We start from the raw sequence: 20,342 nt of genomic DNA, 5'->3' as shown, positions 1-20,342 counted from the left end.
GAACGCGCGAGGCACGATCATGACCCAGCCCCGGAAGCTCTATATCAGGACCTACGGCTGTCAGATGAACGTCTATGACAGCGAGCGGATGGCCGAGGCGCTGGGCGGGCAGGGCTATGTCGAGACCGACAGCCCGGACGACGCGGACATGATCCTGCTGAACACCTGCCATATCCGGGAGAAGGCCGCCGAGAAGGTCTATTCCGAGCTCGGGCGCTTCAAGGGCCTGAAAGCCGCGAAACCGGATCTGAAGATCGGCGTGGCAGGCTGCGTGGCGCAGGCCGAGGGCGAGGAGATCATGCGCCGCCAGCCCATGGTGGATCTCGTGGTCGGCCCCCAGAGCTATCACCGCCTTCCCGACCTCGAGGCGCGCGCCCGCGCCGGCGAGAAGGCGCTCGATACCGACTTCCCCGAGGAGGACAAGTTCGCGCATCTGAAGTCGCGGCCCAAGGCCGCGCGCGGGCCGACGGCCTTCCTGACCGTGCAGGAAGGCTGCGACAAGTTTTGCGCCTTCTGCGTCGTGCCCTACACGCGCGGCTCCGAAGTCTCGCGCCCGGTGGAGCGGGTGATGGCGGAGGCGCGCGACCTCGTGGAGCGGGGCGTGCGGGAGATCACGCTTCTCGGCCAGAACGTGAATGCCTATCACGGCGCCGGGCCGGACGGCGCGGACTGGTCGCTCGCCCGGCTGATCCACGAACTGGCAGAGATCGACGGGCTTGCGCGGATCCGCTTCACCACGTCACACCCCAACGACATGGGCAAGGACCTGATCGCGGCGCACGGCACCTGCGAAAAGCTGATGCCCTACCTGCATCTGCCCGTGCAGTCGGGCAGCGACCGCATCCTGAAGCGGATGAACCGCAGGCACACCGCCGAGGGCTACGTCCGGCTGATCGAGCGCATCCGCGCCGCGCGTCCCGACATCCTGCTCTCGGGCGATTTCATCGTGGGCTTTCCCGAGGAGACCGAGGCGGATTTCCAGGCGACCCTCGATCTGGTCGAGGCGGTCGGCTATGGTTCCGCCTTCTCGTTCAAGTATTCGCCGCGGCCGGGCACACCCGCCGCCGAGCGCCCGCAGGTCGATGCCGATGTGGCGTCGGACCGTCTGCAGCGGCTTCAGGCGCTTCTCACGCGCCAGCAGCGGGCCGCGCAGGACGCCATGGTCGGGCGCGATGTCAGCGTGCTGTTCGAAAAACCCGGCCGGCTCGAGGGTCAGATGGTCGGCAAGTCGGAGTATCTGCACGCCGTCCATGTCGCCGATCCCGCGGCCCGGGCCGGACGGATCGCGACGGTGCGTGTCGTCGAAAGCGGGCCGAACTCCTTGTCCGGAAGGTTGGCCTGACGGCCGCCTGTGTCCGCGACAGGCTGCATGTGATTGAAAGAAGTTTGAAATCCGCTTTTCCACAAGGGCGGCGGATCGTTCGCGTTACCGAAACCGATTGACCATCGGATCGGACTCGCTTCCCCAGCGTAAGCCGTTGTATCTTCGGGGGGTGACGAGTTGGCCGGGCGCTGTCGCGTTCTGGTCGGGGGTGTGGACAAACGCGTGGAAATCCCGGGTTTGTCCAGTTTTTCCGGCGGGTTTCAGGGACGTCCTGGAGTCGCCGGCGAAGAAATTGTTCATGTGTCTTGCTGGTTCCGGGCGCCGCGGGGCTGTTCCGCCTCGCGGCGTCCTGCGTCGTCCCGTTCCGACCCGGCGCTCCCGCCGGCGCGCGCGCCCGCGCGGTTGCAATGGCGCGCCGGACGGGGCACCCTTACGGTGTCCATCCGCGGCAGGAGACATGCGTGAGCACAGGCACTTTGACCGAGGCGCTTATCGAGTTCCCCGACAACCGGCTCCTGATCGACCTTTGCGGCGAACATGATCGCCATCTCGCGGACATAGAGCACAAGCTTCACGTTCAGATCCTGCGCCGGGGCAACCAGCTTGCCGTGATCGGCGAGGAGGCGCCGCGGCAGGAGGCGGTCGAGGTTCTCGAATCGCTCTACCAGCGTCTCGAGCAGGGCAGGCCGGTCAGCGCGGACGATGTGGACCGGGAACTGCGCATGGGCGCGGCGCCGGGCGACCAACTCGAGATGTTCGGCTCCGGCCCGGTGGAGATCAAGACGCGGAAGAAGCTCGTCGAGCCGCGCACCGACGCGCAGCGCACCTATGTCCGGGCGCTTTTCGGGCACGAACTCTGCTTCGGCATCGGCCCGGCCGGCACCGGCAAGACCTATCTCGCCGTGGCGGTGGGCGTCTCGATGTATCTGGCCGGCCACGTCGACCGGATCATCCTGTCGCGTCCGGCGGTGGAGGCGGGCGAGCGGCTGGGCTTTCTGCCGGGCGACATGAAGGAGAAGGTCGATCCCTACATGCAGCCGCTCTACGATGCGCTGAACGATTTCCTGCCCGCCAAGCAGCTGGCCCGCCTGATGGAGGAGAAGACGATCGAGATCGCGCCGCTGGCCTTCATGCGCGGGCGCACGCTGTCGAACGCCTTCGTCGTGCTCGACGAGGCGCAGAACGCGACCTCGATGCAGATGAAGATGTTCCTCACCCGTCTCGGGGAAGGCTCGCGCATGGTCGTCACCGGCGACCGCAGCCAGGTGGACCTGCCGCGCGGCGTCACCTCCGGGCTCGCGGACGCGGAGCGGCTGCTCTCGCCGGTGACGGGGATCTCCTTCAGCTACTTCACGGCGCGCGACGTGGTGCGCCACCCGCTCGTGGCCGCGATCATCGAGGCTTACGACGCCGACGCGCCGGCCTGACCGGCCGGCCGGGAAAAATCGCAAGGGAGCGGGGCCGCCCCCCGGGTATCGAGGCCGTGGTCACGGAAACCGTCATCGAGGATCCGCGATGGGCAGAGGCGGGGCTTGCCGCCATCGCCGAACGCACGGTCGGCGCCGCGCTCGCGCATCTCGGTCTCGGTGCCGAGCCGTGGGAGGTGGTCGTGCTGGGATGCGACGACGCGCGCATCGCGGCGCTCAACGCCCAGTTCCGCGGCAAGGCGGTGCCCACCAACGTGCTGAGCTGGCCCGCGGCCGAGCGCGGCGCGGCGCGGCCCGGAGAGCGCCCCTCGCCGCCCGATCCCGCCGACCCCGAGATCGGCGATATCGCGCTGGCCTTCGAGACCTGCGCCCGCGAGGCGCAGGCGTCCGCCATCCCGTTCGAGCGTCACGTCGCCCATCTGGTGGTGCACGGGCTGCTGCACTGCCTGGGCTACGACCACGAAACCGATGCGGATGCGACACTCATGGAGAGCGAGGAGGCCGAAATCCTTGGCAATCTGGGCCTTCCTGACCCATATACCGCATTGCGGCCCGACCTGCCGCGCTCTGGATAAAAGATGATGGACGATACCGACGGGTCCTCTAGCGCAGCGCAGAGCGCGCAGACCCAGACTGACGACGACTCGGGGGGCGGCCTGATCCGCCGCGTTCTGGGGATATTCTCCCCTTCGGACGAGGAAGAGACGGAGGCCGGAACCGAGGAGATGGCCAGCGCGAAGCCGCAAACGCACGGGATGGTGAACCTGCGCCGCCTGCGGGTGGAGGACGTCGCGATCCCCAAGGCCGAAATCATCGCCGTGCCGGACACGATCTCGCGCGAGGAACTCGTGGACGTCTTTCGCGAGACGGGCATGTCGCGCCTTCCGGTCTACTCCGGCACGCTCGACAACCCCGTCGGCATGGCGCACCTGAAGGACTTCGCGCTCAGCCACGGCTTCAACGGCGGGCAGGAGACGTTCGATCTCGAGGCGCTGCTCCGGCCGCTGCTCTTCGTGCCGCCCTCGATGCCCATCGGCGTGCTCCTGACCAAGATGCAGACGGAGCGGCGCCACATGGCGCTCGTGATCGACGAGTATGGCGGGGTGGACGGGCTGGTCACGATCGAGGACCTGATCGAACAGGTCATCGGCGAGATCGAGGACGAGCACGACGTCGACGAGGACAGCTGGTGGCACGAGGAGCAGCCCGGCTGCTATTCGGTGCAGGCCAAGACACCGCTCGAGGATTTCGAGGCGGAGATCGGGCGCTCTCTCTCCGACGTGGCCGAGGTGGACCCCGAAGAGATCGACACGCTGGGCGGGCTCGTCTTCATGCTGGCTGGCAGGGTGCCCGCCCGAGGCGAGGTGATCCCGCATCCGGCCGGGCCCGAATTCGAGGTGGTGGACGCCGACCCGCGCCGGATCAAGCGGTTGCGCGTGCGCCTGCGCGAGGCGCGCGATGGCTGAAGGCGCGCGCCCGCGGCCCGGGGCCGCGGCGCTCTCCTTCCGGCCGCGGCTGGGGCTCGGGCTGGTCGCGGGCGCGGGCGCGGCGCTCGGGCAGGCGCCCTTCGGGCTCTGGCCCCTCACGCTTCTGGGCTTCGCGGCACTTGCCCTCTTGTGGTCGCGCGCGGGCGCGCCGCGGCGCGCGGCCTTCGTGGCCTGGGTCTTCGGACTTGGGCATTTCGCGCTCGCGCTGCACTGGATCGTGGAGCCCTTCTTCGTGGACGCGGCGCGGGACGGCTGGATGGCGCCTTTCGCGCTGGCATTTCTCGCAGGCGGGCTCGCGCTTTTCTGGGGCGCGGCGGGGTGGATCGCGGCGCGCCTCCGGGCGGGGGCGGTCGGGCTTGTCGCCGCGCTCTGCCTTTCGGAGCTTGCCCGCGCCTATCTTCTGACCGGGTTCCCGTGGGCGATGCCGGGCCATGCCTTCATCGGCACGCCCGTGATGCAATGGGCGGCGTGGATCGGACCGCACGGGCTGACCCTCGCCACGCTCGCGCTGGCCATGCTGCCAGCGGCGCTTTTCGGCGCGGGGCGCCGGGCGTCCGCCCTTGTGGTTGCGGCGGGCGCGCTCGCGGTCCTGTGGGGGGGCGGGCTAGCCCGGCTGTCCCTGCCCCTGCCGGAGCCAACGCCCCACACCGTCCGGCTGATCCAGCCCAATGCGCCCCAGCGCCAGAAATGGGACCCCGAGCATATTCCCGTCTTCTACGCGCGGCAGGTGAGCTTCACCATGGCCGCGCCGCGTCCCGACCTCGTGGTGTGGCCCGAGACCGCGCTGCCGGACCTGCTCGAGCGCGCAGAGGCGCCGCTTGCCCATATCGCCGAGGCCGCGGGCGGCGCCGGCGTCGTTCTGGGCATCCAGCGGAGCGAGGCGGGCCGCTACTACAACTCCGCCGTCTTCCTCGATGCCGGGGGCCGGACGGCCGATGTCTACGACAAGCACCATCTCGTGCCCTTCGGCGAATACATGCCCTGGCCGGCCTTCTGGCGGCGTCTCGGCATCCACGGCCTCGCCGCGCGCGCCGACGGCGGCTACACGCCGGGGCCCGGGCCGCGGCTTCTCGACACCGGCCCGCTCGGCTCCGCGCTGCCGCTCATCTGCTACGAGGCAGTCTTTCCGCAGGACGTCGGGGGCGCGCCGGAACGGCCCGACTACCTGCTGCACCTGACCAACGATGCGTGGTTCGGCACCTTCTCGGGGCCCTATCAGCACCTGGCCCAGGCGCGGCTGCGCGCGGTCGAGCAGGGGCTGCCGCTGATGCGTGCGGCCAATACCGGCGTCTCGGCCGCGATCGACGCGCGCGGCGCCGTGCTGTCGGAGATCGCGCTCGGGCAGGCGGGCTACATCGATGTCGCGCTGCCCGAGGCCCTGCCGCCCACGCCTTACGCGCGCCTCGGGGACTGGCCGGCGGCGCCCGCGCTTCTCGTCCTTTTCGCCATCGCGGCCCGGCGCGCGCGCGGAAAAACCGATTGACCTTTGGCGGGCGGCTGCATACCCCGATCCGGATATAGCGAAACGACCGTCACAACGGCTTCCTGGCGTGGCGGGACAACCCCAATGGAGCATCCCCCGATGGCGCGCGACAACTACATCTTCACCTCGGAGTCCGTCTCCGAGGGCCACCCCGACAAGGTCTGCGACCGGATTTCGGACGCCATTCTCGACACGCTGCTGGCCGAGGAGCAGAACGCGCGCGTGGCGTGCGAGACCTTCGCCACCACCGGTCTCGTCGTCATCGGCGGCGAGGTGGGCCTGTCGGACCCGGAGCTTCTGAAGAACTACATGGGCCGGTTCGGGCAGATCGCGCGCGACTGCATCAAGGATATCGGCTACGAGCAGGAGCAGTTCCACTGGAACACCTGCCACGTCCTCAACTTCCTGCACGAACAGTCCGCGCACATCGCGCAAGGCGTCGACCGGGACGGGGCCGGCGATCAGGGCATCATGTTCGGCTACGCGGTCGACGAGACGCCGGAGCTCATGCCCGCGCCGATCCAGTATGCCCACAAGATCCTGCGCCGTCTCGCCGAGGCGCGGAAATCGGGGCAGGAGCCGGAGCTGCGCCCCGACGCCAAGAGCCAGCTCACGGTGCGCTACGAGGGCGGAAAGCCGGTGGAGGTCACGCAGATCGTGCTCTCGACCCAGCACGCCCATGAAGGCCAGAGCTCGCGCGACATCCGCGACATCGTGGAGCCCTACATCCGCGAGGTGCTGCCGTCCGACTGGATCACCGACGCCACCGAATGGTGGGTCAACCCGACCGGCACCTTCGTGATCGGCGGCCCGGACGGCGATGCCGGGCTGACCGGCCGGAAGATCATCGTGGACACCTATGGCGGGGCGGCGCCCCATGGCGGCGGCGCCTTCTCGGGCAAGGATCCGACCAAGGTCGACCGCTCGGCTGCCTACGCCGCGCGCTACGTGGCCAAGAACATCGTGGCGTCGGGGCTGGCGCGGCGCTGCACGCTTCAGCTGTCCTACGCGATCGGCGTGGCGAAACCGCTTTCGATCTACGTGGACACCCATGGCACGGGGCAGGTGGACGACGAGGCGATCGAGGCGGTCATCCCGAAGGTGATGGACCTCACGCCGCGCGGCATTCGCGAGCATCTGATGCTCAACCGCCCGATCTACGCGCGCACGGCCGCCTACGGCCATTTCGGGCGCGAGCCCGATGCGGATGGCGGGTTCTCGTGGGAGCGCACGGATCTCGTGGACGCGCTGAAGAAGATGGTGTGACCCGTCTTCGCCATCGCGCAAGAAATCTTGTAAGATTCCGCCGTTTTTGAAACACTCGTCCCCGGGTCGATCTTGCGCCCCGGGAGCGCAATCATGGGTGTCCGAAAAATCGTCGTCGTCGGCGCGTGCCTCATCCTGGCAGGCTGCAGTCCGGACGTTCTGCAACCCTCCAGGGCGGATGGCGTGCTGTCGACGCGGGTGTGCCCGGCCGACGCCCCCGAAACCTGCCTGTTCTTCAATTCCCCCGTCCGCCTGGAACCGCGCGAGGTCCCGGTGCCGTTCCGGTTCGGCCGCTTCTTTCCCATGGCGGAGTCCCTCACTTTCGTCGATTCGGGCGGCAAACGCTGGGTCGCGCCGCGGGGCACCCTGACCGACGGTGCGTCGATTCCGCGTGTCTTCGTGCCGATCGTGGGTCAGCCGCGAAGCCCGGAATTCGTCAACGCGGCGGCCATCCACGACGCGTATTGCGGCATCGGCAACGAGAACCTTCCGCAATGGCGCAAGGACGAGTGGCGAAGCGTCCACAGGATGTTCTACGACGCGCTGCGCGCCAGCGGGACGGATGAAATCCGGGCGAAGGTCATGTTCGCCGCGGTCTATCTGGCCGGACCGCGATGGGGCGAGCCGCGCGGCGGGGTGCAGACGCTGCCACCGCCGCGGCAGCGCCAGGTCATGCAGCGCTTGAAAGAGAGCATCGAGGACGAGAACCCGCCTTTCGCGGAGTTGCTGATCGCGCTGGAGGAACTCGATGCCGAGGCCTCCGTCGAAATCGCTCGCAGCCGCGAGGGCCGCGGCCTTGAAAGCGTTCTTTCCCCGGGCAATGGCGACGGGTCCGACGGGGACGACGGGGACGAAGATGGGTCCGACGGGAATGACGACGGGTCGGACGGGGACAACGACGGCTCCGACGGGGACGATGACGGGTCGGACGGGGACGACGGCGGGTCCGACGGGGAAGAGGGCGGATTCGACGGGGACGACGGTGGGTCCGACGAGGACGGCGACGGCTCCGACGGGGACGGCGACGGGGCGGGCGGAACCGGCGACGGGTCCGGCGGGGATCCTGCCGGGGCAGGCGGGACCGGCAACAACATGGGCGTCGGCAACGGCAATGGTGACGGGCGCGGCGACGCCGTGCCCGGCGAGCAGGGCAATGGGGGTCAGGCTCAGGAGAGCGTGGACCTGCCCTGACATCGCGCATGGCCCGCAAGCGCGCCGCCCCCACCGGCCGGTCGGGCCGCCCGCCCTGTTGCGGCGGCGCGCGCCCGGTTATTGCGCCCCCGCTGCGGCCTGCGCTATGTCCCCGCTCCATGAGCGACCGACGCACGACAACGCATTCTTCCGGCGCGCCCTGGCGGAATTTCTACGGCCGGATCCGCGGCAAGGGTCTGCGCGAGAGCCAGCGAGCCTATCTCGAAGAGGATCTGGACAAGCTCTCGCCCGGCCCGGTGGGCTGGCACGAGAACCCCGGACGCAGGCCTCTCGACCTCGATGCGCTGTTCGGCGGCGCGCCGGTCTGGCTCGAGGTGGGGTTCGGCGGCGGCGAGCACATGATCCATCAGGCGCGCGCCCACCCCGGGGTCGGGATCCTTGGTTGCGAGCCTTACGTCAACGGCGTCGCCATGCTGCTCGGCAAGATCCGCGAGGCGGGCGTGTCCAACCTGAGGGTCCATCCCGGCGACGTGCGCGACCTCTTCGACGTGCTGCCCGATGCCTCGCTTGACCGCGTGTTCGTGCTCTACCCCGATCCCTGGCCCAAGAAGAAGCATCACCGCCGCCGCTTCGTGACCCCGGAATACCTGGCCCCGCTCGCCCGCGCGATGCGGCCGGGCGCGGAACTCCGTATCGCGACGGACATTCCCGACTACGTGCGCCAGGCGCTCCAGGAGGTGCCCCGCCACGGCTTCGCGTGGCTGGCCGGGCGTCCGGACGACTGGCGCAGGCCGTGGGCCGACTGGATGTCCACCCGCTACGAGCAGAAGGCACTGCGCGAGGGCCGGGTGCCGCACTACCTGACCTTCCGCCGCCGCTGACGCGCCGCCTGCACAGGCTGGACGGCCCGGACGGGCTGCGCTACTCCGCCCGGGTGCAGCACAAGAGAGGCCCATGTCCGCCCACGGCACCCCCGTTTCGATGACCGCGCGCCGCGCGGGGCCGCTCGCCGGAGAGGCGGTCGTGCCCGGCGACAAGTCGGTCAGCCACCGCGCGCTGATCCTGGGCGCGCTCGCCGTGGGCGAGACGCGGATCACCGGGCTTCTGGAAGGCCAGGACGTGCTCGACACCGCCAAGGCGATGGCCGCCTTCGGCGCCGAGGTGACGCGGCAGGGCGAGGGCGCCTGGAGCGTTCACGGGCTCGGCACCGGCGGCTTCGCCGAGCCCGGGCAGGTGATCGATTGCGGGAATTCGGGGACGGGCGTGCGCCTTGTCATGGGCGCCATGGCCACGACGCCGATCACCGCCACCTTCACCGGCGACGCGAGCCTGAACCGGCGCCCGATGGCACGCGTGACCGATCCGCTGGCGCTTTTCGGCGCGCGCGCCGTGGGCCGCTCGGGCGGACGGCTGCCGATGACGCTGGTGGGGGCCGACGACCCGCTGCCGGTGCGCTACGAGGTGCCCGTTCCCTCGGCGCAGGTGAAGTCGGCGGTGCTTCTTGCCGGGCTGAACGCGCCGGGCGAGACGGTGGTGATCGAGCGCGAGGCGACCCGCGATCATACGGAGCGGATGCTCGCGGGCTTCGGCGCGCGCATCGCCACCGAGCAGACCGGCGAGGGCCGTGTCATCACGCTCGCCGGTCAGCCCGAGCTGCGCCCGCAGTCGATCGCCGTGCCGCGCGATCCGTCCTCCGCCGCCTTTCCGGTCGCGGCGGCGCTGATCGTCGAGGGCTCGGACGTGCGCGTGCCGGGGATCGGCCTCAACCCCACGCGCGCGGGTCTCTTCGAGACGCTGCGCGAGATGGGCGCGGAGCTGGCCTTCGAAGCCCTGCGCGACGAGGGCGGCGAGCCGGTGGCGGACCTTCGCGCGCGGTTCTCGGGCGGCATGACGGGAATAGAGGTGCCGCCCGAGCGCGCGGCCTCCATGATCGACGAATACCCGATCCTGTCGGTGGTGGCAGCCTTTGCCGAGGGGCCGACCGTGATGCGCGGGGTGCGCGAGCTGCGCGTGAAGGAAAGCGACCGGATCGACGCGATGGCGGCGGGGCTGCGCGCCGCGGGCGTCGAGGTCGAGGAGGGCGAGGACTGGTGGATCGTCCACGGCCGGGGGCCGGGCGGCGTGCCGGGCGGCGCGACGGTGGAAAGCCGTCTCGACCATCGCATCGCCATGTCGTTCCTCGTTCTCGGGCTGGCGTCGCAGGCGCCCGTGACCGTCGACGACGGCGGTCCCATCGCCACCTCCTTTCCGGTCTTCGAGCCGCTGATGGCCGCGCTCGGCGCGGATATCAGGCGGGAGGAGGGGTGACGCCATGGGGCTGACCATCGCCGTCGACGGGCCTGCGGCCAGCGGCAAGGGCACGATCAGCCGCGCGATCGCCGCGCGTTTCGGCCTTGCCCATCTCGACACCGGGCTGCTTTACCGCGCGGTGGGGCGGCGCATGCTCGACGGCGAGGAGCCGCTGGTCGCCGCGCGGGCGCTCAGGGCGGAGGATCTCGACGCCGAGGATCTGCGCGGCCCGGACGTGGCCGAGGCGGCAAGCAAGGTGGCGGCGCTGGGCGAGGTGCGTGCCGCGCTCGTGGATTTCCAGCGCGCCTTCGCCGCGCGGGCCGGGGGCGCGGTGCTGGACGGGCGCGACATCGGCACGGTGATCTGCCCGGACGCGCCGGTAAAGCTCTTCGTGACCGCCTCCGCCGAGGTGCGGGCGGAGCGGCGGCACAAGGAACTTCTGGCGCGCGGCCACGACACGCGCCTCGAGGAGGTGCTGGCCGACATCCGCGCCCGCGACACCCGCGACGCGGGCCGCGCCGACGCGCCGATGCGGGCGGCGGAGGATGCGGTGCTCATCGACACCAGCGGGATGGGCATCGACGAGGCCGTGGCGCGCGCGATCGCCGAGGTGGAGGCGCGGCGCCCCGAACCGGACGACGCGTGACAGGGTCCGGGCACACCGCCTGACCCGCGCTTTTGCGGCCGCGCCGGGGCCCTCGCCCCGCCGCTGCCGGCGCGATCCCTCCCTGTGCCCGCACTGCCAGCGGATTCCCGCGCACAGGGTTGCGAGGGCTGCCATGTCCATTAGCTGTAACTTGCAGCAATCGACTGCACCGAATTCACGTTCAACGGAGATCACATGCCCTTCGGAAAAACCCTGACAGCGACAACCATGGCCCTCGGCCTTGCGATGACAGGCGCATCGGTGACGGCCCTGACCGCCCAGAGCGCGGCGGCCCAAGAGGCGGCGGAATACAGCGGCGAGCAGCTCGACGCCTTCACCGTCGCGTATCTGCAGGTGATCGACCTGCGCGAGAAATACGTCCCGGTCCTTCAGGCGGCGGAGAGTCAGGACCAGCAGCAGGCGATCATCGAGGAGGCGAACGCCGAGATGGTCGAGGCCATCGAAAGCACCGATGGCATGACGCTCGACGATTACGAGTCGATCGCGCAGGCGGCCGCCGAGGATCAAGACCTGAACGCGCGGATCATGGCGCGGATCGAGGACATGGCCCAGCCCGCCGAGTGACGGGCGGCCGGTATCGTGGCGGGGCGGCCTTGCAGGCTTGATTCCCTGCCGCGATGCCGCTATGAGCGGCCCGTCACCTGGTCGGGGCGCCGATGACAACGCAGGGGAAACGGGCAGGGTCGGGTCCATCCGGCCCTATTTCGTTTTTGGCCCGTGCTGCCAGGACCAATGTCAAGACCGGCGGAGACAACCGCGCGGCCAGTCAAATTAAACCGAAGGAAACCAAAAGCCACATGGCTCAGAACGCATCCATGGAGGAATTCGAGGCCCTCCTGAACGAAAGCCTCGAAATGGACACGCCCGACGAGGGCACTGTCGTCAAGGGCCGGGTCCTCGCCATCGAGGCCGGGCAGGCCATCATCGATGTCGGCTACAAGATGGAAGGCCGCGTCGACCTCAAGGAATTCGCGATGCCCGGCGAGACGCCGGAGATCAGCGTCGGCGACGAGGTGGAAGTCTACCTGCGCGCGGCCGAGAACGCGCGCGGCGAGGCCGTGATCTCGCGCGAGATGGCGCGGCGCGAAGCTGCCTGGGATCGCCTCGAGAAGGCCTATGCCGACGACCAGCGCGTCGAGGGCGCGATCTTCGGCCGCGTGAAGGGCGGGTTCACCGTGGATCTCGGCGGGGCGGTCGCGTTCCTGCCGGGCAGCCAGGTCGACGTGCGCCCGGTGCGCGACGCGGGTCCCCTCATGGGCCTGAAGCAGCCCTTCCAGATCCTCAAGATGGATCGCCGCCGCGGCAACATCGTGGTGTCGCGCCGGGCCATCCTCGAGGAGAGCCGCGCCGAACAGCGCGCCGAGGTGATCGCCAAGCTCAAGGAAGGCGACGTTGTCGACGGCGTGGTGAAGAACATCACCGAATACGGCGCCTTCGTGGACTTGGGCGGCGTGGACGGCCTGCTGCACGTCACCGACATGGCGTGGCGCCGGGTGAACCACCCGTCCGAGATCCTCTCGATCGGCGAGACGGTGAAGGTGCAGGTCATCAAGATCAACAAGGAGACCCACCGCATCAGCCTCGGCATGAAGCAGCTGCAGGAGGATCCGTGGGACCTCGTGGCCGCGAAATACCCGCTGGGCTCGGTGCATGCCGGCCGCGTCACCAACATCACCGATTACGGCGCCTTCGTGGAGCTGGAGCCGGGGGTCGAGGGGCTTGTCCACGTCTCCGAGATGAGCTGGACGAAGAAGAACATCCACCCTGGCAAGATCGTCTCCACCTCCCAGGAGGTCGAGGTGATGGTGCTCGAGATCGACCAGGCCAAGCGCCGCGTCTCGCTCGGGCTCAAGCAGACCCAGCGCAACCCGTGGGAAGTCTTCGCCGAGACGCACCCGCCGGGCACCGAGGTCGAGGGCGAGGTCAAGAACATCACCGAGTTCGGCCTCTTCGTCGGCCTGCCGGGCGACATCGACGGGATGGTGCACCTCTCCGATCTCAGCTGGGACCAGCGTGGCGAGGAGGCGATCCAGGAGTACCGCAAGGGCGACGTCGTCCAGGCGGTCGTGCAGGAGGTCGACACCGACAAGGAGCGGATCTCCCTCTCGATCAAGGCGCTGGGCGGTGACAAGTTCGCCGAGGCGATGGGCGGCGTGAAGCGCGGCTCCATCATCACGGTGACCGTTTCGGCCATCGAGGATGGCGGGATCGAGGTCGAGTATGACGGCCTGAAATCGTTCATCCGTCGCTCCGACCTCAGCCGCGAGCGGTCCGAACAGCGCCCCGAGCGTTTCAGCGTGGGCGACAAGGTCGATGTGCGCGTGACCAACGTGGACCCGAAGACCCGCCGCCTCGGCCTGTCGATCAAGGCCCGCGAGATCGCGGAAGAGAAGGAAGCCGTGCAGCAGTATGGCAGCTCCGACTCCGGCGCGTCGCTCGGCGATATCCTTGGCGCCGCCCTCAAGGGCGACGAAAAGTAAGCGCGGCGCCCCTCGGGCCTGACCGCTTTACGGCGAGAATGACCCCCGCGGCCTGCCGGCCGCGGGGGTTTTCATGTGCGAATCGGTGCCGCCGGCGCCCGGCCGTGGCCGCATGCGCGCGTCCGCGACCGGCGTCATGCCCCCCGGCTGACGGCCGAAGCCGCTGTCATGGATGGAAAAATGGCCTCGTCGCGGTGTTGCGAGGTTTCCGTCCGCGGCCTTTTCGGCCTATAGTTGCCTCTGAACGAACAGGCCGGTCCAAATCCGGCGGGGGGGCTTCCGGCATGATCCGATCGGAACTGATTCAGAAGATCGCGGACGAGAACCCGCATCTCTACCAGCGCGACGTGGAGCGGATCGTGAACACGATCTTCGAAGAGATCACCAACGCGATGGCGCGCGGCGACAGGGTGGAACTGCGCGGGTTCGGCGCGTTCTCCGTCAAGAAACGCGACGCCCGGGTCGGTCGCAACCCGCGCACGGGTGAGGCCGTGCAGGTGGACGAGAAATGCGTGCCCTTCTTCAAGACCGGCAAGCTCCTGCGCGAGCGTCTTAACCAACATCAGGACTGACCATGCGCTACATCCGTTATCTCTTCTTCGCGGTGCTCGCGGTGGCGCTCGTTTCCGTGGCGGTGGCGAACCGTGACAGCGTGACGCTGCAGCTTCTGCCCGAGGCCCTGTCGCGTCTTGCCGGGCTGAACCGCACGATCGAGCTTCCGCTTTATGCCGTGATCTTCGGCGGTATCGCGGCCGGCCTGCTCATCGGCTTCGTCTGGGAATGGATGCGCGAGGGCAAGTACCGGGCCGAGGCCGCCCGCCACGCGACCGAGGTCAAGCGCCTCAACCGGGAACTGCGCCGCGTGAAGGGCCAGCGCGACGAGGGCAAGGACGACGTTCTGGCGCTGCTTGACGAGGCGAGTTGAGCGGCCCGATGGAAGAGCGTGTCAGGGTCAAGGTCTGCGGGCTGACCCGGGCGGCCGATGTCGCGGCGGCCGCGGGGGCGGGGGCGGCCTATGTGGGCTTCGTGTTCTTCGCCCGGAGCCCGCGCAACCTCGACCCCGCGGCGGCGCGCGCGCTGGCGCTCGAGGTGCCGCCCGGCATCGTGAAGGTCGCCCTCACTGTGAACGCGGAGGATGCGGCGCTCGACGCGATCCTCGACGAGGTTCCGGTGGACATGCTCCAGCTGCACGGTGCCGAAAGCCCCGAGCGCGTGGCGGCACTGCGGGCGCGCTACGGCCTGCCGGTGATGAAGGCGGTGGGGGTCGCGCAGGCCGCGGACCTCGCCGCGCTCGACCGCTACGCCGAGGTGGCCGACCAGATTCTCGTGGACGCGAAGCCGCCCGCGGGCGCCACGCTGCCCGGCGGCAACGGGCTCGCCTTCGACTGGCGCCTTCTTTCCGGGCGGCGCTGGACGTGTCCGTGGATGCTCGCGGGCGGGCTGACCCCCGAGAACGTGGGCGAGGCGATTTCGCGCACCGGCGCGCGGCAGGTGGACGTATCGTCGGGCGTGGAGCGCGCGCCGGGAGAGAAAGACCCCGCTCGCATCGCGGCGTTTCTGCGTGCCACGGCAAGGCGCGCGGAGAAAGCCTCGTAGTCACGTCCTCTTAACCTTCCTGCGCGAGGCTCGCGGCATGTCCACCTTGCCACCCCACCTCACGCCCGACCTCTGGCTCGCCCAGATCTTCGCGTCGCGCGAGGCGCGGACGGGTGGCGTGGTGAAACGGCAGGTGCGCGACGTGGAACGCCTCGTGGGGCGCCGCGCCTTCGCGAGGGAAGTGGCGCGCCGCGGGTTCCAGGCGGTGGAGAACGGACGCCACTTCGTCGTCTTCTGCAACGACGCGCCGGTTCGCCCGCTCCGCTGAAGGGCCTTCGAAGGCCCTTCGCGGAAGCCGCTTGAAAGCGGCTTCCACGCGGTTTCGAAACCGCGTGGGCAAGGCCTTTCGAAAGGCCTTGCCCTTGCCCCGGGCGCGGTGCGGGCTTACTCAGTCCAGAGCACGAGCGCAGGAGGGATCGCGATGCCCGAGGATCTGATCAACAGCTTCATGACCGGCCCCAACGAAAAGGGCCGCTTCGGGGACTATGGCGGCCGCTTCGTTTCGGAAACGCTGATGCCCCTCATCCTCGAGCTCGAGGCGGAATACGAACGCGCCAAGGCCGACGACGATTTCTGGGCGGAGATGGAGCATCTCTGGACGCATTATGTCGGTCGGCCCTCGCCGCTCTACTTCGCCGAGCGGATGACCGAGCGGCTGGGCGGCGCGAAGATCTACCTCAAGCGCGACGAGCTCAACCATACCGGCGCGCACAAGATCAACAACGTGCTGGGCCAGATCCTGCTCGCCCGGCGCATGGGCAAGACGCGCATCATCGCCGAGACCGGCGCCGGCCAGCACGGCGTCGCCACAGCGACCGTCTGCGCCAAGTTCGGGCTCGACTGCATCGTCTACATGGGCGCGCATGACGTGGAGCGGCAGGCGCCCAACGTCTTCCGGATGAAACTCCTCGGCGCGAAGGTCGTGCCGGTGACGTCCGGGCGCGGCACGCTGAAGGACGCGATGAACGACGCGCTGCGCGACTGGGTCACCAATGTGCGCGACACGTTCTACTGCATCGGGACGGTCGCGGGGCCGCACCCCTACCCGGCGATGGTGCGCGACTTCCAGTCGATCATCGGGCGCGAGGCGCGCGAGCAGTTGATGGCCGCCGAAGGGCGTCTGCCCGACACGCTGGTGGCGGCGATCGGGGGCGGCTCGAACGCCATGGGGCTCTTCCATCCGTTCCTCGACGAGAAGGAGGTCGCGATCATCGGGGTCGAGGCCGGCGGCAAGGGCGTGGATGACAAGATGGAGCATTGCGCCTCGCTGACCGGCGGGCGTCCGGGCGTCCTGCACGGCAACCGCACCTACCTGCTGCAGGACGAGGACGGCCAGATCCTCGAGGGCCACTCGATCTCGGCGGGGCTCGACTATCCCGGCATCGGGCCCGAGCATGCCTGGCTGCACGACGTCGGCCGCGCCACCTATGTCTCCATCACCGACAAGGAGGCGCTCGAGGCGTTCCAGTTCTGCTGCGAGACGGAGGGCATCATCCCCGCGCTGGAGCCGTCGCACGCGCTGGCCCATGTCATGCAGATCGCGCCGGAGCTGCCGCAGGATCACCTGATCTGCATGAACATGTGCGGCCGGGGCGACAAGGATATCTTCACCGTCGCCCGGGCGCTCGGTTTCGATATGGACGACTGACGCGGCGGGGGCGCGGGCCCCCGCCGGGTTTCAGCCCGCCTCCAGCGCGTGCCGGCGCAGCACGTCGAGGGGCACGATCTCGAGGGCGCGGGCGTGGGTCGCCGCGAGATTGACCCTCGGTGCGCAGCCCTCGTCGTGGGCCTGCAGGAAACGGCCCGCGCAGACGCACCACTGGTCGCCGGGATTCAGGCCGGGAAAACCGAACTCAGGGCGCGGGCTCGACAGGTCGTTGCCGACATATTTCGAGTAGGCGAGGAACTCGGCGGTCATCACGGCACAGACCGTGTGGCTGCCGTGATCCGACGCGCAGGTGTTGCAGTGGCCGTCCCGGAAAAATCCCGTCAGCGGATCACGGGAGCAGGGCGCGAGCGCCTCTCCCAGCACGTTCTCGGACGGGTCCATTTCCATCATGCGCCTCCATTCCTCGCTTCGGGGCCAGTCTAGCGGCCGCGCGCGCCACGTCCAGCCGGCCCGGCGTCACAGGGCCGCGGCGATGGCGCGGAACATGGCGACATTGCTTTCGTGCACGCCGGGATCGCGGAAGCGCCGGTCGGCGGCGTTCACCGCGACGACGACGCCGCGCGTCCGGTCGACCCAGACATACTGGCCGTAGATGCCGCGGGCCATGAACTCGCCCTCGGCCGCGCCCACCGGCACCCACCAGTGGAACCCGTAGCCGATCTCACCCGGATCGGTCGGGGCGGAGGCCGCGGTGGAGGCGCGGACCCAGCCCTCCGGCACGATCTGCCGCCCGCCGAGCCGGCCGTCCCGCGCGTAAAGCAGCCCGAGGCGGGCATAGTCGCGCGTCGTCATGTTGAGCCCGCCCAGCACGAAGGCCGTGCCTTCGCCGTCTGTCAGGTAATAGGGTTCGGAGTCGAGACCCATCGGCGCCACGATCTTTTCGGACAGAAGCTCGGGGATCGAGCGGCCCGTCGCCCCCCGGATCACCATTCCGATCACATGGGTGTCGATGGAGACGTAGCGCCACTCCGTACCGGGGGCCGCGAAGCTGTCCCGCAGCGCCGCGGCGAACCCGTCCATCGAACCGCCGAGCGCGAGCACGCGCCCCATGCGGTTGATGTCGGAGTTGGGGTCGAGGTAATCCTCTTCGAAGACCACGCCCGACGCCATCTGGAGCACGTCGCGGAGGCGCGCGCCGTCATAGGCCGTGCCCGCGAGCCCGGGCGCGTAGCCGGTCACCGGGGCGTCGAGCGAGGCGATCGCGCCCTCTTCGAGCAGCACGCCGAGAAGCGCCGAGAGGAAGCTCTTGGCGATCGACCAGGAAATGCGGCGATCCTCGGCCCGGGTGCCGAGGCGATAGTCCTCATGGACGACCGTGCCGTCCTTCAGAACGACGATGCCGGTCACGTTCCGCGCGTCGAGCCAGGCGTCGAACCCGTCCGGCATGTCGGCCGGCCGGCCCGGGGGCAGGGGGGTCACCGGGCCGTCGCCGCGCGGCACCGGCACCGACAGGAAGGCCCGGTCCATCGCGCTAAAATTTTCCACGATCCGGGACTCGTCGAAAAGCGTGTTCACGGCCCAGAGCCGCGCGATCGCCTCGCGTTTCCAGAGACCGACCAGAAGCGCGGTGAGGGCGAGCCCCGCGACGATCCGTCCGCCCCAGATCAGGATTCTGCGCATCCACCTTCCCCGTTCCGCGCGAAAGGAAGCACGCGGCGCAGCCTTTGGCAAACGCGATCCTCAGGCAAGCCGGGCAGGCCCGTCCCAGCGCACCCATCGGCCGTGGAAATCCGCCCGGCCGAGCGCCTGGCGGCGATCTCCGGGCCAGAGGCGGAGCGCGAGCGCGGCGCCGTCGGGCCGGCCATCGGTCTCCATCGAGAGCCAGGCGAGGGGCGCGTCCTCGCCGGCCCGTGCGCCCGCGGCCTCCAGCACCGCTGTGGCCCGCGCCTGCGTGGCGCGGGGAAAATACTGCCAGGCGATGGTGTGGTAGACGAGGTGAAGCCGTCCGGGCCGCGCCCGTGCGAGCCGCGCCTCCAGCCAGTCCGCCGCGTCGGCCGCATCCACGGTCGCGTCATGGGCGGCGATGACCGCGCGGGTGCGCGCGAGGCGCTCTGGCTGGTCCGGCCAGAGATAGGCGAGAAGCCGAAGCGCATCGTCGGTGCGGCCGGGATTGAGGGGGGCCACGTCCACGCCGCGGCGCTCTGTCACGCGTATCGGCGCATCGGGTGGCGGCGGACCGTCCCAGTCGGGCGCGAGGGTGAGCACCGGCCCCGCCGGCCCGTACCGCCGCGTCCCGAGATCGAGCGCGAAGCGGTCGAAGTTGAGATTGAGTCCGCCGCTCGCGCCGAGTTCGGACAGGACGAGGGGCAGCGGGTGGCGCTCGGCCAGCCAATGCGCCGCCGCGATCAGCACCGCGCTGCGGCGGATCTCGTTCGTCTGGGGCGCGCGGTCGATCCAGTCGAGGAGAAATGGCTCATGCGTGGCGAGCGTCTCCGCCAGGGCGCGCGCCAGCGCGGCCTCGCCCGCCTGTGCCGGAGGATAGACGGCGGCCAGCGACGGCGCGCGGGCGGAGAGGCAAAGCGCATGGAGCCCGCCCGCAAGGCGCAGCGGCAGCGAGGCGCCCGCCGGGCCGATGTCGCCCTCCCATGCCGCGAAGCGCCGCCCGAGGGCGCTGGTTTCGTCCCAGCCTGCCGCCAGCGTGTCGAGCAGCCGCGCCATGAACGGAGAGCCGAGCCGGTCGCAGGCCCGCGCCTGGGACCGGAAGGCGCCCGGCACGCTCACCGGAAGCGGTCGGCAAGCTTTTGCAGTGGGGAGCGGCGGTCGGGCGGGTCCGCCGTGTCTGCCTCGGGCTCGGGGTCTGCCGGCGCCGACTGCTTCGCCCCTTCCTCCTTTTCCTTGCCCTTCGCGCCCCCCGAAGAGCGCGGCGGGGCGACGCGCTGCGCCACCGCGTTCAGGAAGCGCCCGGTGTCGCCGCGGGCGAGGGCGGGCGCGCCGTCGGCGATGCCGCGAAGAAGATCGTCGAGCCAGTCCTCGTCGGCCTTGGCGAAGTCGTGCAGGACGTATTGCGCCACCAGCTCCTTGCGGCCCGGATGGCCGATGCCGAGGCGCACGCGGGCGTAGTCCGGCCCGATATGGGCGTGGAGCGAGCGCAGCCCGTTATGGCCGGCATGCCCGCCGCCCTGCTTGACGCGGCACTTGCCCGGCGCGAGGTCGAGTTCGTCGTGGAAAACGGTGATGTCCGCGGGCGTGAGCTTGTAGAAGCGCATCGCCTCGCCGACCGACTGGCCGGAAAGGTTCATGAAGGTTTCGGGCTTCAGAAGCAGCACCTTCTCGGCGCCGAGCCTGCCCTCGCAAAGCTGGCCCTGGAACTTCGCCCGCCACGGGGCGAAGCCGTGATCCTCGGCGATGCGGTCCACCGCCATGAAGCCGATGTTGTGCCGGTTCCGCGCGTATTTCGCGCCGGGGTTCCCGAGGCCCACGAAGAGTTGCATGGGGTCTCTCCTTGCTGGCGGCGGTCGCGGACTCTACATCGCCCGAAACGGCCCGGAAGGCCAGAGCTGGG

At 69.8% G+C, this 20,342-nt stretch carries 21 protein-coding genes and 1 riboswitch; of the genes, 17 read left to right on the top strand and 4 right to left on the bottom strand.

All coding sequences use genetic code 11. The annotated features are described in order from the left end of the window. Positions 1–19: 19 nt before the first annotated feature. From miaB to trpB, 17 genes are all read left to right on the top strand, one after another. Positions 20–1,342 carry a tRNA (N6-isopentenyl adenosine(37)-C2)-methylthiotransferase MiaB gene (gene miaB / locus AB6A66_RS15875; RefSeq protein ID WP_371056651.1) on the top strand — a complete coding sequence of 441 codons (1,323 nt, stop codon included), beginning with the start codon at positions 20–22 and terminating at the stop codon, positions 1,340–1,342. Positions 1,343–1,785: 443 nt separating this feature from the next. Next, the gene (locus AB6A66_RS15870) at positions 1,786–2,751 is read left to right on the top strand and encodes a PhoH family protein (protein ID WP_371037283.1); all 966 of its coding nucleotides are present in this window, start codon (positions 1,786–1,788) and stop codon (positions 2,749–2,751) included. A 56-nt stretch (positions 2,752–2,807) separates the two neighbouring features. Next, complete coding sequence (ybeY, locus tag AB6A66_RS15865) at positions 2,808–3,326, top strand: rRNA maturation RNase YbeY (protein ID WP_371056650.1); 519 nt, start codon at positions 2,808–2,810, stop codon at positions 3,324–3,326. Positions 3,327–3,332: 6 nt separating this feature from the next. Next, positions 3,333–4,217, top strand: coding sequence for a hemolysin family protein (locus AB6A66_RS15860; protein ID WP_371037639.1), 885 nt, complete (start codon positions 3,333–3,335; stop codon positions 4,215–4,217). Further along, a complete protein-coding gene (lnt, locus tag AB6A66_RS15855; RefSeq protein WP_371056649.1) occupies positions 4,210–5,721 on the top strand; it encodes an apolipoprotein N-acyltransferase in 1,512 nt (503 codons plus the stop codon). Before AB6A66_RS15860 ends, lnt begins: the two co-directional genes overlap by 8 nt. Before the next feature lie 43 nt (positions 5,722–5,764). Then, a riboswitch (SAM-SAH riboswitch) is annotated at positions 5,765–5,813 on the top strand. Between the two features lie 7 nt (positions 5,814–5,820). Further along, positions 5,821–6,987, top strand: a complete 1,167-nt coding sequence (metK, locus tag AB6A66_RS15850; protein ID WP_371056666.1) for a methionine adenosyltransferase — start codon at positions 5,821–5,823, stop codon at positions 6,985–6,987. Positions 6,988–7,080: 93 nt separating this feature from the next. Continuing rightward, complete coding sequence (locus tag AB6A66_RS15845) at positions 7,081–8,178, top strand: DUF1353 domain-containing protein (protein ID WP_371037280.1); 1,098 nt, start codon at positions 7,081–7,083, stop codon at positions 8,176–8,178. Between the two features lie 119 nt (positions 8,179–8,297). Continuing rightward, positions 8,298–9,020 carry a tRNA (guanosine(46)-N(7))-methyltransferase TrmB gene (locus AB6A66_RS15840; RefSeq protein ID WP_371056648.1) on the top strand — a complete coding sequence of 241 codons (723 nt, stop codon included), beginning with the start codon at positions 8,298–8,300 and terminating at the stop codon, positions 9,018–9,020. 73 nt (positions 9,021–9,093) lie between these two features. After that, complete coding sequence (gene aroA / locus AB6A66_RS15835) at positions 9,094–10,446, top strand: 3-phosphoshikimate 1-carboxyvinyltransferase (RefSeq protein WP_371056647.1); 1,353 nt, start codon at positions 9,094–9,096, stop codon at positions 10,444–10,446. A gap of 4 nt (positions 10,447–10,450) precedes the next feature. Beyond that, complete coding sequence (locus tag AB6A66_RS15830) at positions 10,451–11,074, top strand: d(CMP) kinase (protein ID WP_371056646.1); 624 nt, start codon at positions 10,451–10,453, stop codon at positions 11,072–11,074. Positions 11,075–11,269: 195 nt separating this feature from the next. After that, positions 11,270–11,659 (top strand): DUF4168 domain-containing protein, encoded by a 390-nt coding sequence (locus tag AB6A66_RS15825; RefSeq protein ID WP_371056645.1) that lies wholly within the window; start codon positions 11,270–11,272, stop codon positions 11,657–11,659. 92 nt (positions 11,660–11,751) lie between these two features. Then, positions 11,752–13,575 (top strand): 30S ribosomal protein S1, encoded by a 1,824-nt coding sequence (gene rpsA, locus AB6A66_RS15820; protein WP_371056644.1) that lies wholly within the window; start codon positions 11,752–11,754, stop codon positions 13,573–13,575. A 284-nt stretch (positions 13,576–13,859) separates the two neighbouring features. Next, on the top strand, positions 13,860–14,147 hold the full coding sequence (gene ihfB / locus AB6A66_RS15815; RefSeq protein ID WP_371037274.1) for an integration host factor subunit beta: 288 nt from the start codon (positions 13,860–13,862) through the stop codon (positions 14,145–14,147). Positions 14,148–14,149: 2 nt separating this feature from the next. Further along, positions 14,150–14,500: a LapA family protein gene (locus AB6A66_RS15810; RefSeq protein WP_371037273.1), complete on the top strand. Its 351-nt coding sequence runs from the start codon at positions 14,150–14,152 to the stop codon at positions 14,498–14,500. Positions 14,501–14,508: 8 nt separating this feature from the next. Continuing rightward, entirely contained in the window at positions 14,509–15,171 is a 663-nt protein-coding gene (locus AB6A66_RS15805) for a phosphoribosylanthranilate isomerase (protein ID WP_371056664.1), read from the top strand. Positions 15,172–15,208: 37 nt separating this feature from the next. Next, the gene (locus tag AB6A66_RS15800) at positions 15,209–15,439 is read left to right on the top strand and encodes an N-(5'-phosphoribosyl)anthranilate isomerase (protein WP_371056643.1); all 231 of its coding nucleotides are present in this window, start codon (positions 15,209–15,211) and stop codon (positions 15,437–15,439) included. 153 nt (positions 15,440–15,592) lie between these two features. Next, positions 15,593–16,819: a tryptophan synthase subunit beta gene (trpB, locus tag AB6A66_RS15795; RefSeq protein ID WP_371056642.1), complete on the top strand. Its 1,227-nt coding sequence runs from the start codon at positions 15,593–15,595 to the stop codon at positions 16,817–16,819. A 30-nt stretch (positions 16,820–16,849) separates the two neighbouring features. On the opposite strand, the gene AB6A66_RS15790 is transcribed toward trpB, so the two are convergent. The 4 genes from AB6A66_RS15790 to pth all read right to left on the bottom strand — a co-directional run bounded on the left by AB6A66_RS15790 (position 16,850) and on the right by pth (position 20,271). Next, entirely contained in the window at positions 16,850–17,227 is a 378-nt protein-coding gene (locus AB6A66_RS15790; protein ID WP_371056663.1) for a DUF2237 family protein, read from the bottom strand. A 69-nt stretch (positions 17,228–17,296) separates the two neighbouring features. Continuing rightward, on the bottom strand, positions 17,297–18,460 hold the full coding sequence (locus AB6A66_RS15785) for a serine hydrolase domain-containing protein (RefSeq protein WP_371056641.1): 1,164 nt from the start codon (positions 18,458–18,460) through the stop codon (positions 17,297–17,299). 60 nt (positions 18,461–18,520) lie between these two features. Then, positions 18,521–19,561, bottom strand: coding sequence for a DUF2332 domain-containing protein (locus AB6A66_RS15780; RefSeq protein WP_371056640.1), 1,041 nt, complete (start codon positions 19,559–19,561; stop codon positions 18,521–18,523). Then, positions 19,558–20,271 (bottom strand): aminoacyl-tRNA hydrolase, encoded by a 714-nt coding sequence (gene pth / locus AB6A66_RS15775; protein ID WP_371056639.1) that lies wholly within the window; start codon positions 20,269–20,271, stop codon positions 19,558–19,560. The genes AB6A66_RS15780 and pth overlap by 4 nt, the downstream gene beginning before the upstream one ends. Positions 20,272–20,342 lie beyond the last annotated feature (71 nt).

The organism is Rhodosalinus sp. K401, assembly GCF_041365735.1.
Classification (GTDB): domain Bacteria; phylum Pseudomonadota; class Alphaproteobacteria; order Rhodobacterales; family Rhodobacteraceae; genus Rhodosalinus.
This window is presented reverse-complemented; position numbering and strand designations above follow the sequence as displayed.

What these genes read in the sequence shown, in the direction of transcription:
- miaB (WP_371056651.1), top strand. Translation starts at nt 20, where the DNA reads ATGACCCAGCCCCGGAAGCTCTATATCAGGACCTACGGCTGTCAGATG.
- AB6A66_RS15860 (WP_371037639.1), top strand. Translation starts at nt 3,333, where the DNA reads ATGGACGATACCGACGGGTCCTCTAGCGCAGCGCAGAGCGCGCAGACC.
- lnt (WP_371056649.1), top strand. Translation starts at nt 4,210, where the DNA reads ATGGCTGAAGGCGCGCGCCCGCGGCCCGGGGCCGCGGCGCTCTCCTTC.
- metK (WP_371056666.1), top strand. Translation starts at nt 5,821, where the DNA reads ATGGCGCGCGACAACTACATCTTCACCTCGGAGTCCGTCTCCGAGGGC.
- AB6A66_RS15845 (WP_371037280.1), top strand. Translation starts at nt 7,081, where the DNA reads ATGGGTGTCCGAAAAATCGTCGTCGTCGGCGCGTGCCTCATCCTGGCA.
- AB6A66_RS15840 (WP_371056648.1), top strand. Translation starts at nt 8,298, where the DNA reads ATGAGCGACCGACGCACGACAACGCATTCTTCCGGCGCGCCCTGGCGG.
- aroA (WP_371056647.1), top strand. Translation starts at nt 9,094, where the DNA reads ATGTCCGCCCACGGCACCCCCGTTTCGATGACCGCGCGCCGCGCGGGG.
- AB6A66_RS15830 (WP_371056646.1), top strand. Translation starts at nt 10,451, where the DNA reads ATGGGGCTGACCATCGCCGTCGACGGGCCTGCGGCCAGCGGCAAGGGC.
- AB6A66_RS15825 (WP_371056645.1), top strand. Translation starts at nt 11,270, where the DNA reads ATGCCCTTCGGAAAAACCCTGACAGCGACAACCATGGCCCTCGGCCTT.
- rpsA (WP_371056644.1), top strand. Translation starts at nt 11,752, where the DNA reads ATGACAACGCAGGGGAAACGGGCAGGGTCGGGTCCATCCGGCCCTATT.
- ihfB (WP_371037274.1), top strand. Translation starts at nt 13,860, where the DNA reads ATGATCCGATCGGAACTGATTCAGAAGATCGCGGACGAGAACCCGCAT.
- AB6A66_RS15810 (WP_371037273.1), top strand. Translation starts at nt 14,150, where the DNA reads ATGCGCTACATCCGTTATCTCTTCTTCGCGGTGCTCGCGGTGGCGCTC.
- AB6A66_RS15805 (WP_371056664.1), top strand. Translation starts at nt 14,509, where the DNA reads ATGGAAGAGCGTGTCAGGGTCAAGGTCTGCGGGCTGACCCGGGCGGCC.
- AB6A66_RS15800 (WP_371056643.1), top strand. Translation starts at nt 15,209, where the DNA reads ATGTCCACCTTGCCACCCCACCTCACGCCCGACCTCTGGCTCGCCCAG.
- trpB (WP_371056642.1), top strand. Translation starts at nt 15,593, where the DNA reads ATGCCCGAGGATCTGATCAACAGCTTCATGACCGGCCCCAACGAAAAG.
- AB6A66_RS15790 (WP_371056663.1), bottom strand. Translation starts at nt 17,227, where the DNA reads ATGGAAATGGACCCGTCCGAGAACGTGCTGGGAGAGGCGCTCGCGCCC.
- AB6A66_RS15785 (WP_371056641.1), bottom strand. Translation starts at nt 18,460, where the DNA reads ATGCGCAGAATCCTGATCTGGGGCGGACGGATCGTCGCGGGGCTCGCC.
- pth (WP_371056639.1), bottom strand. Translation starts at nt 20,271, where the DNA reads ATGCAACTCTTCGTGGGCCTCGGGAACCCCGGCGCGAAATACGCGCGG.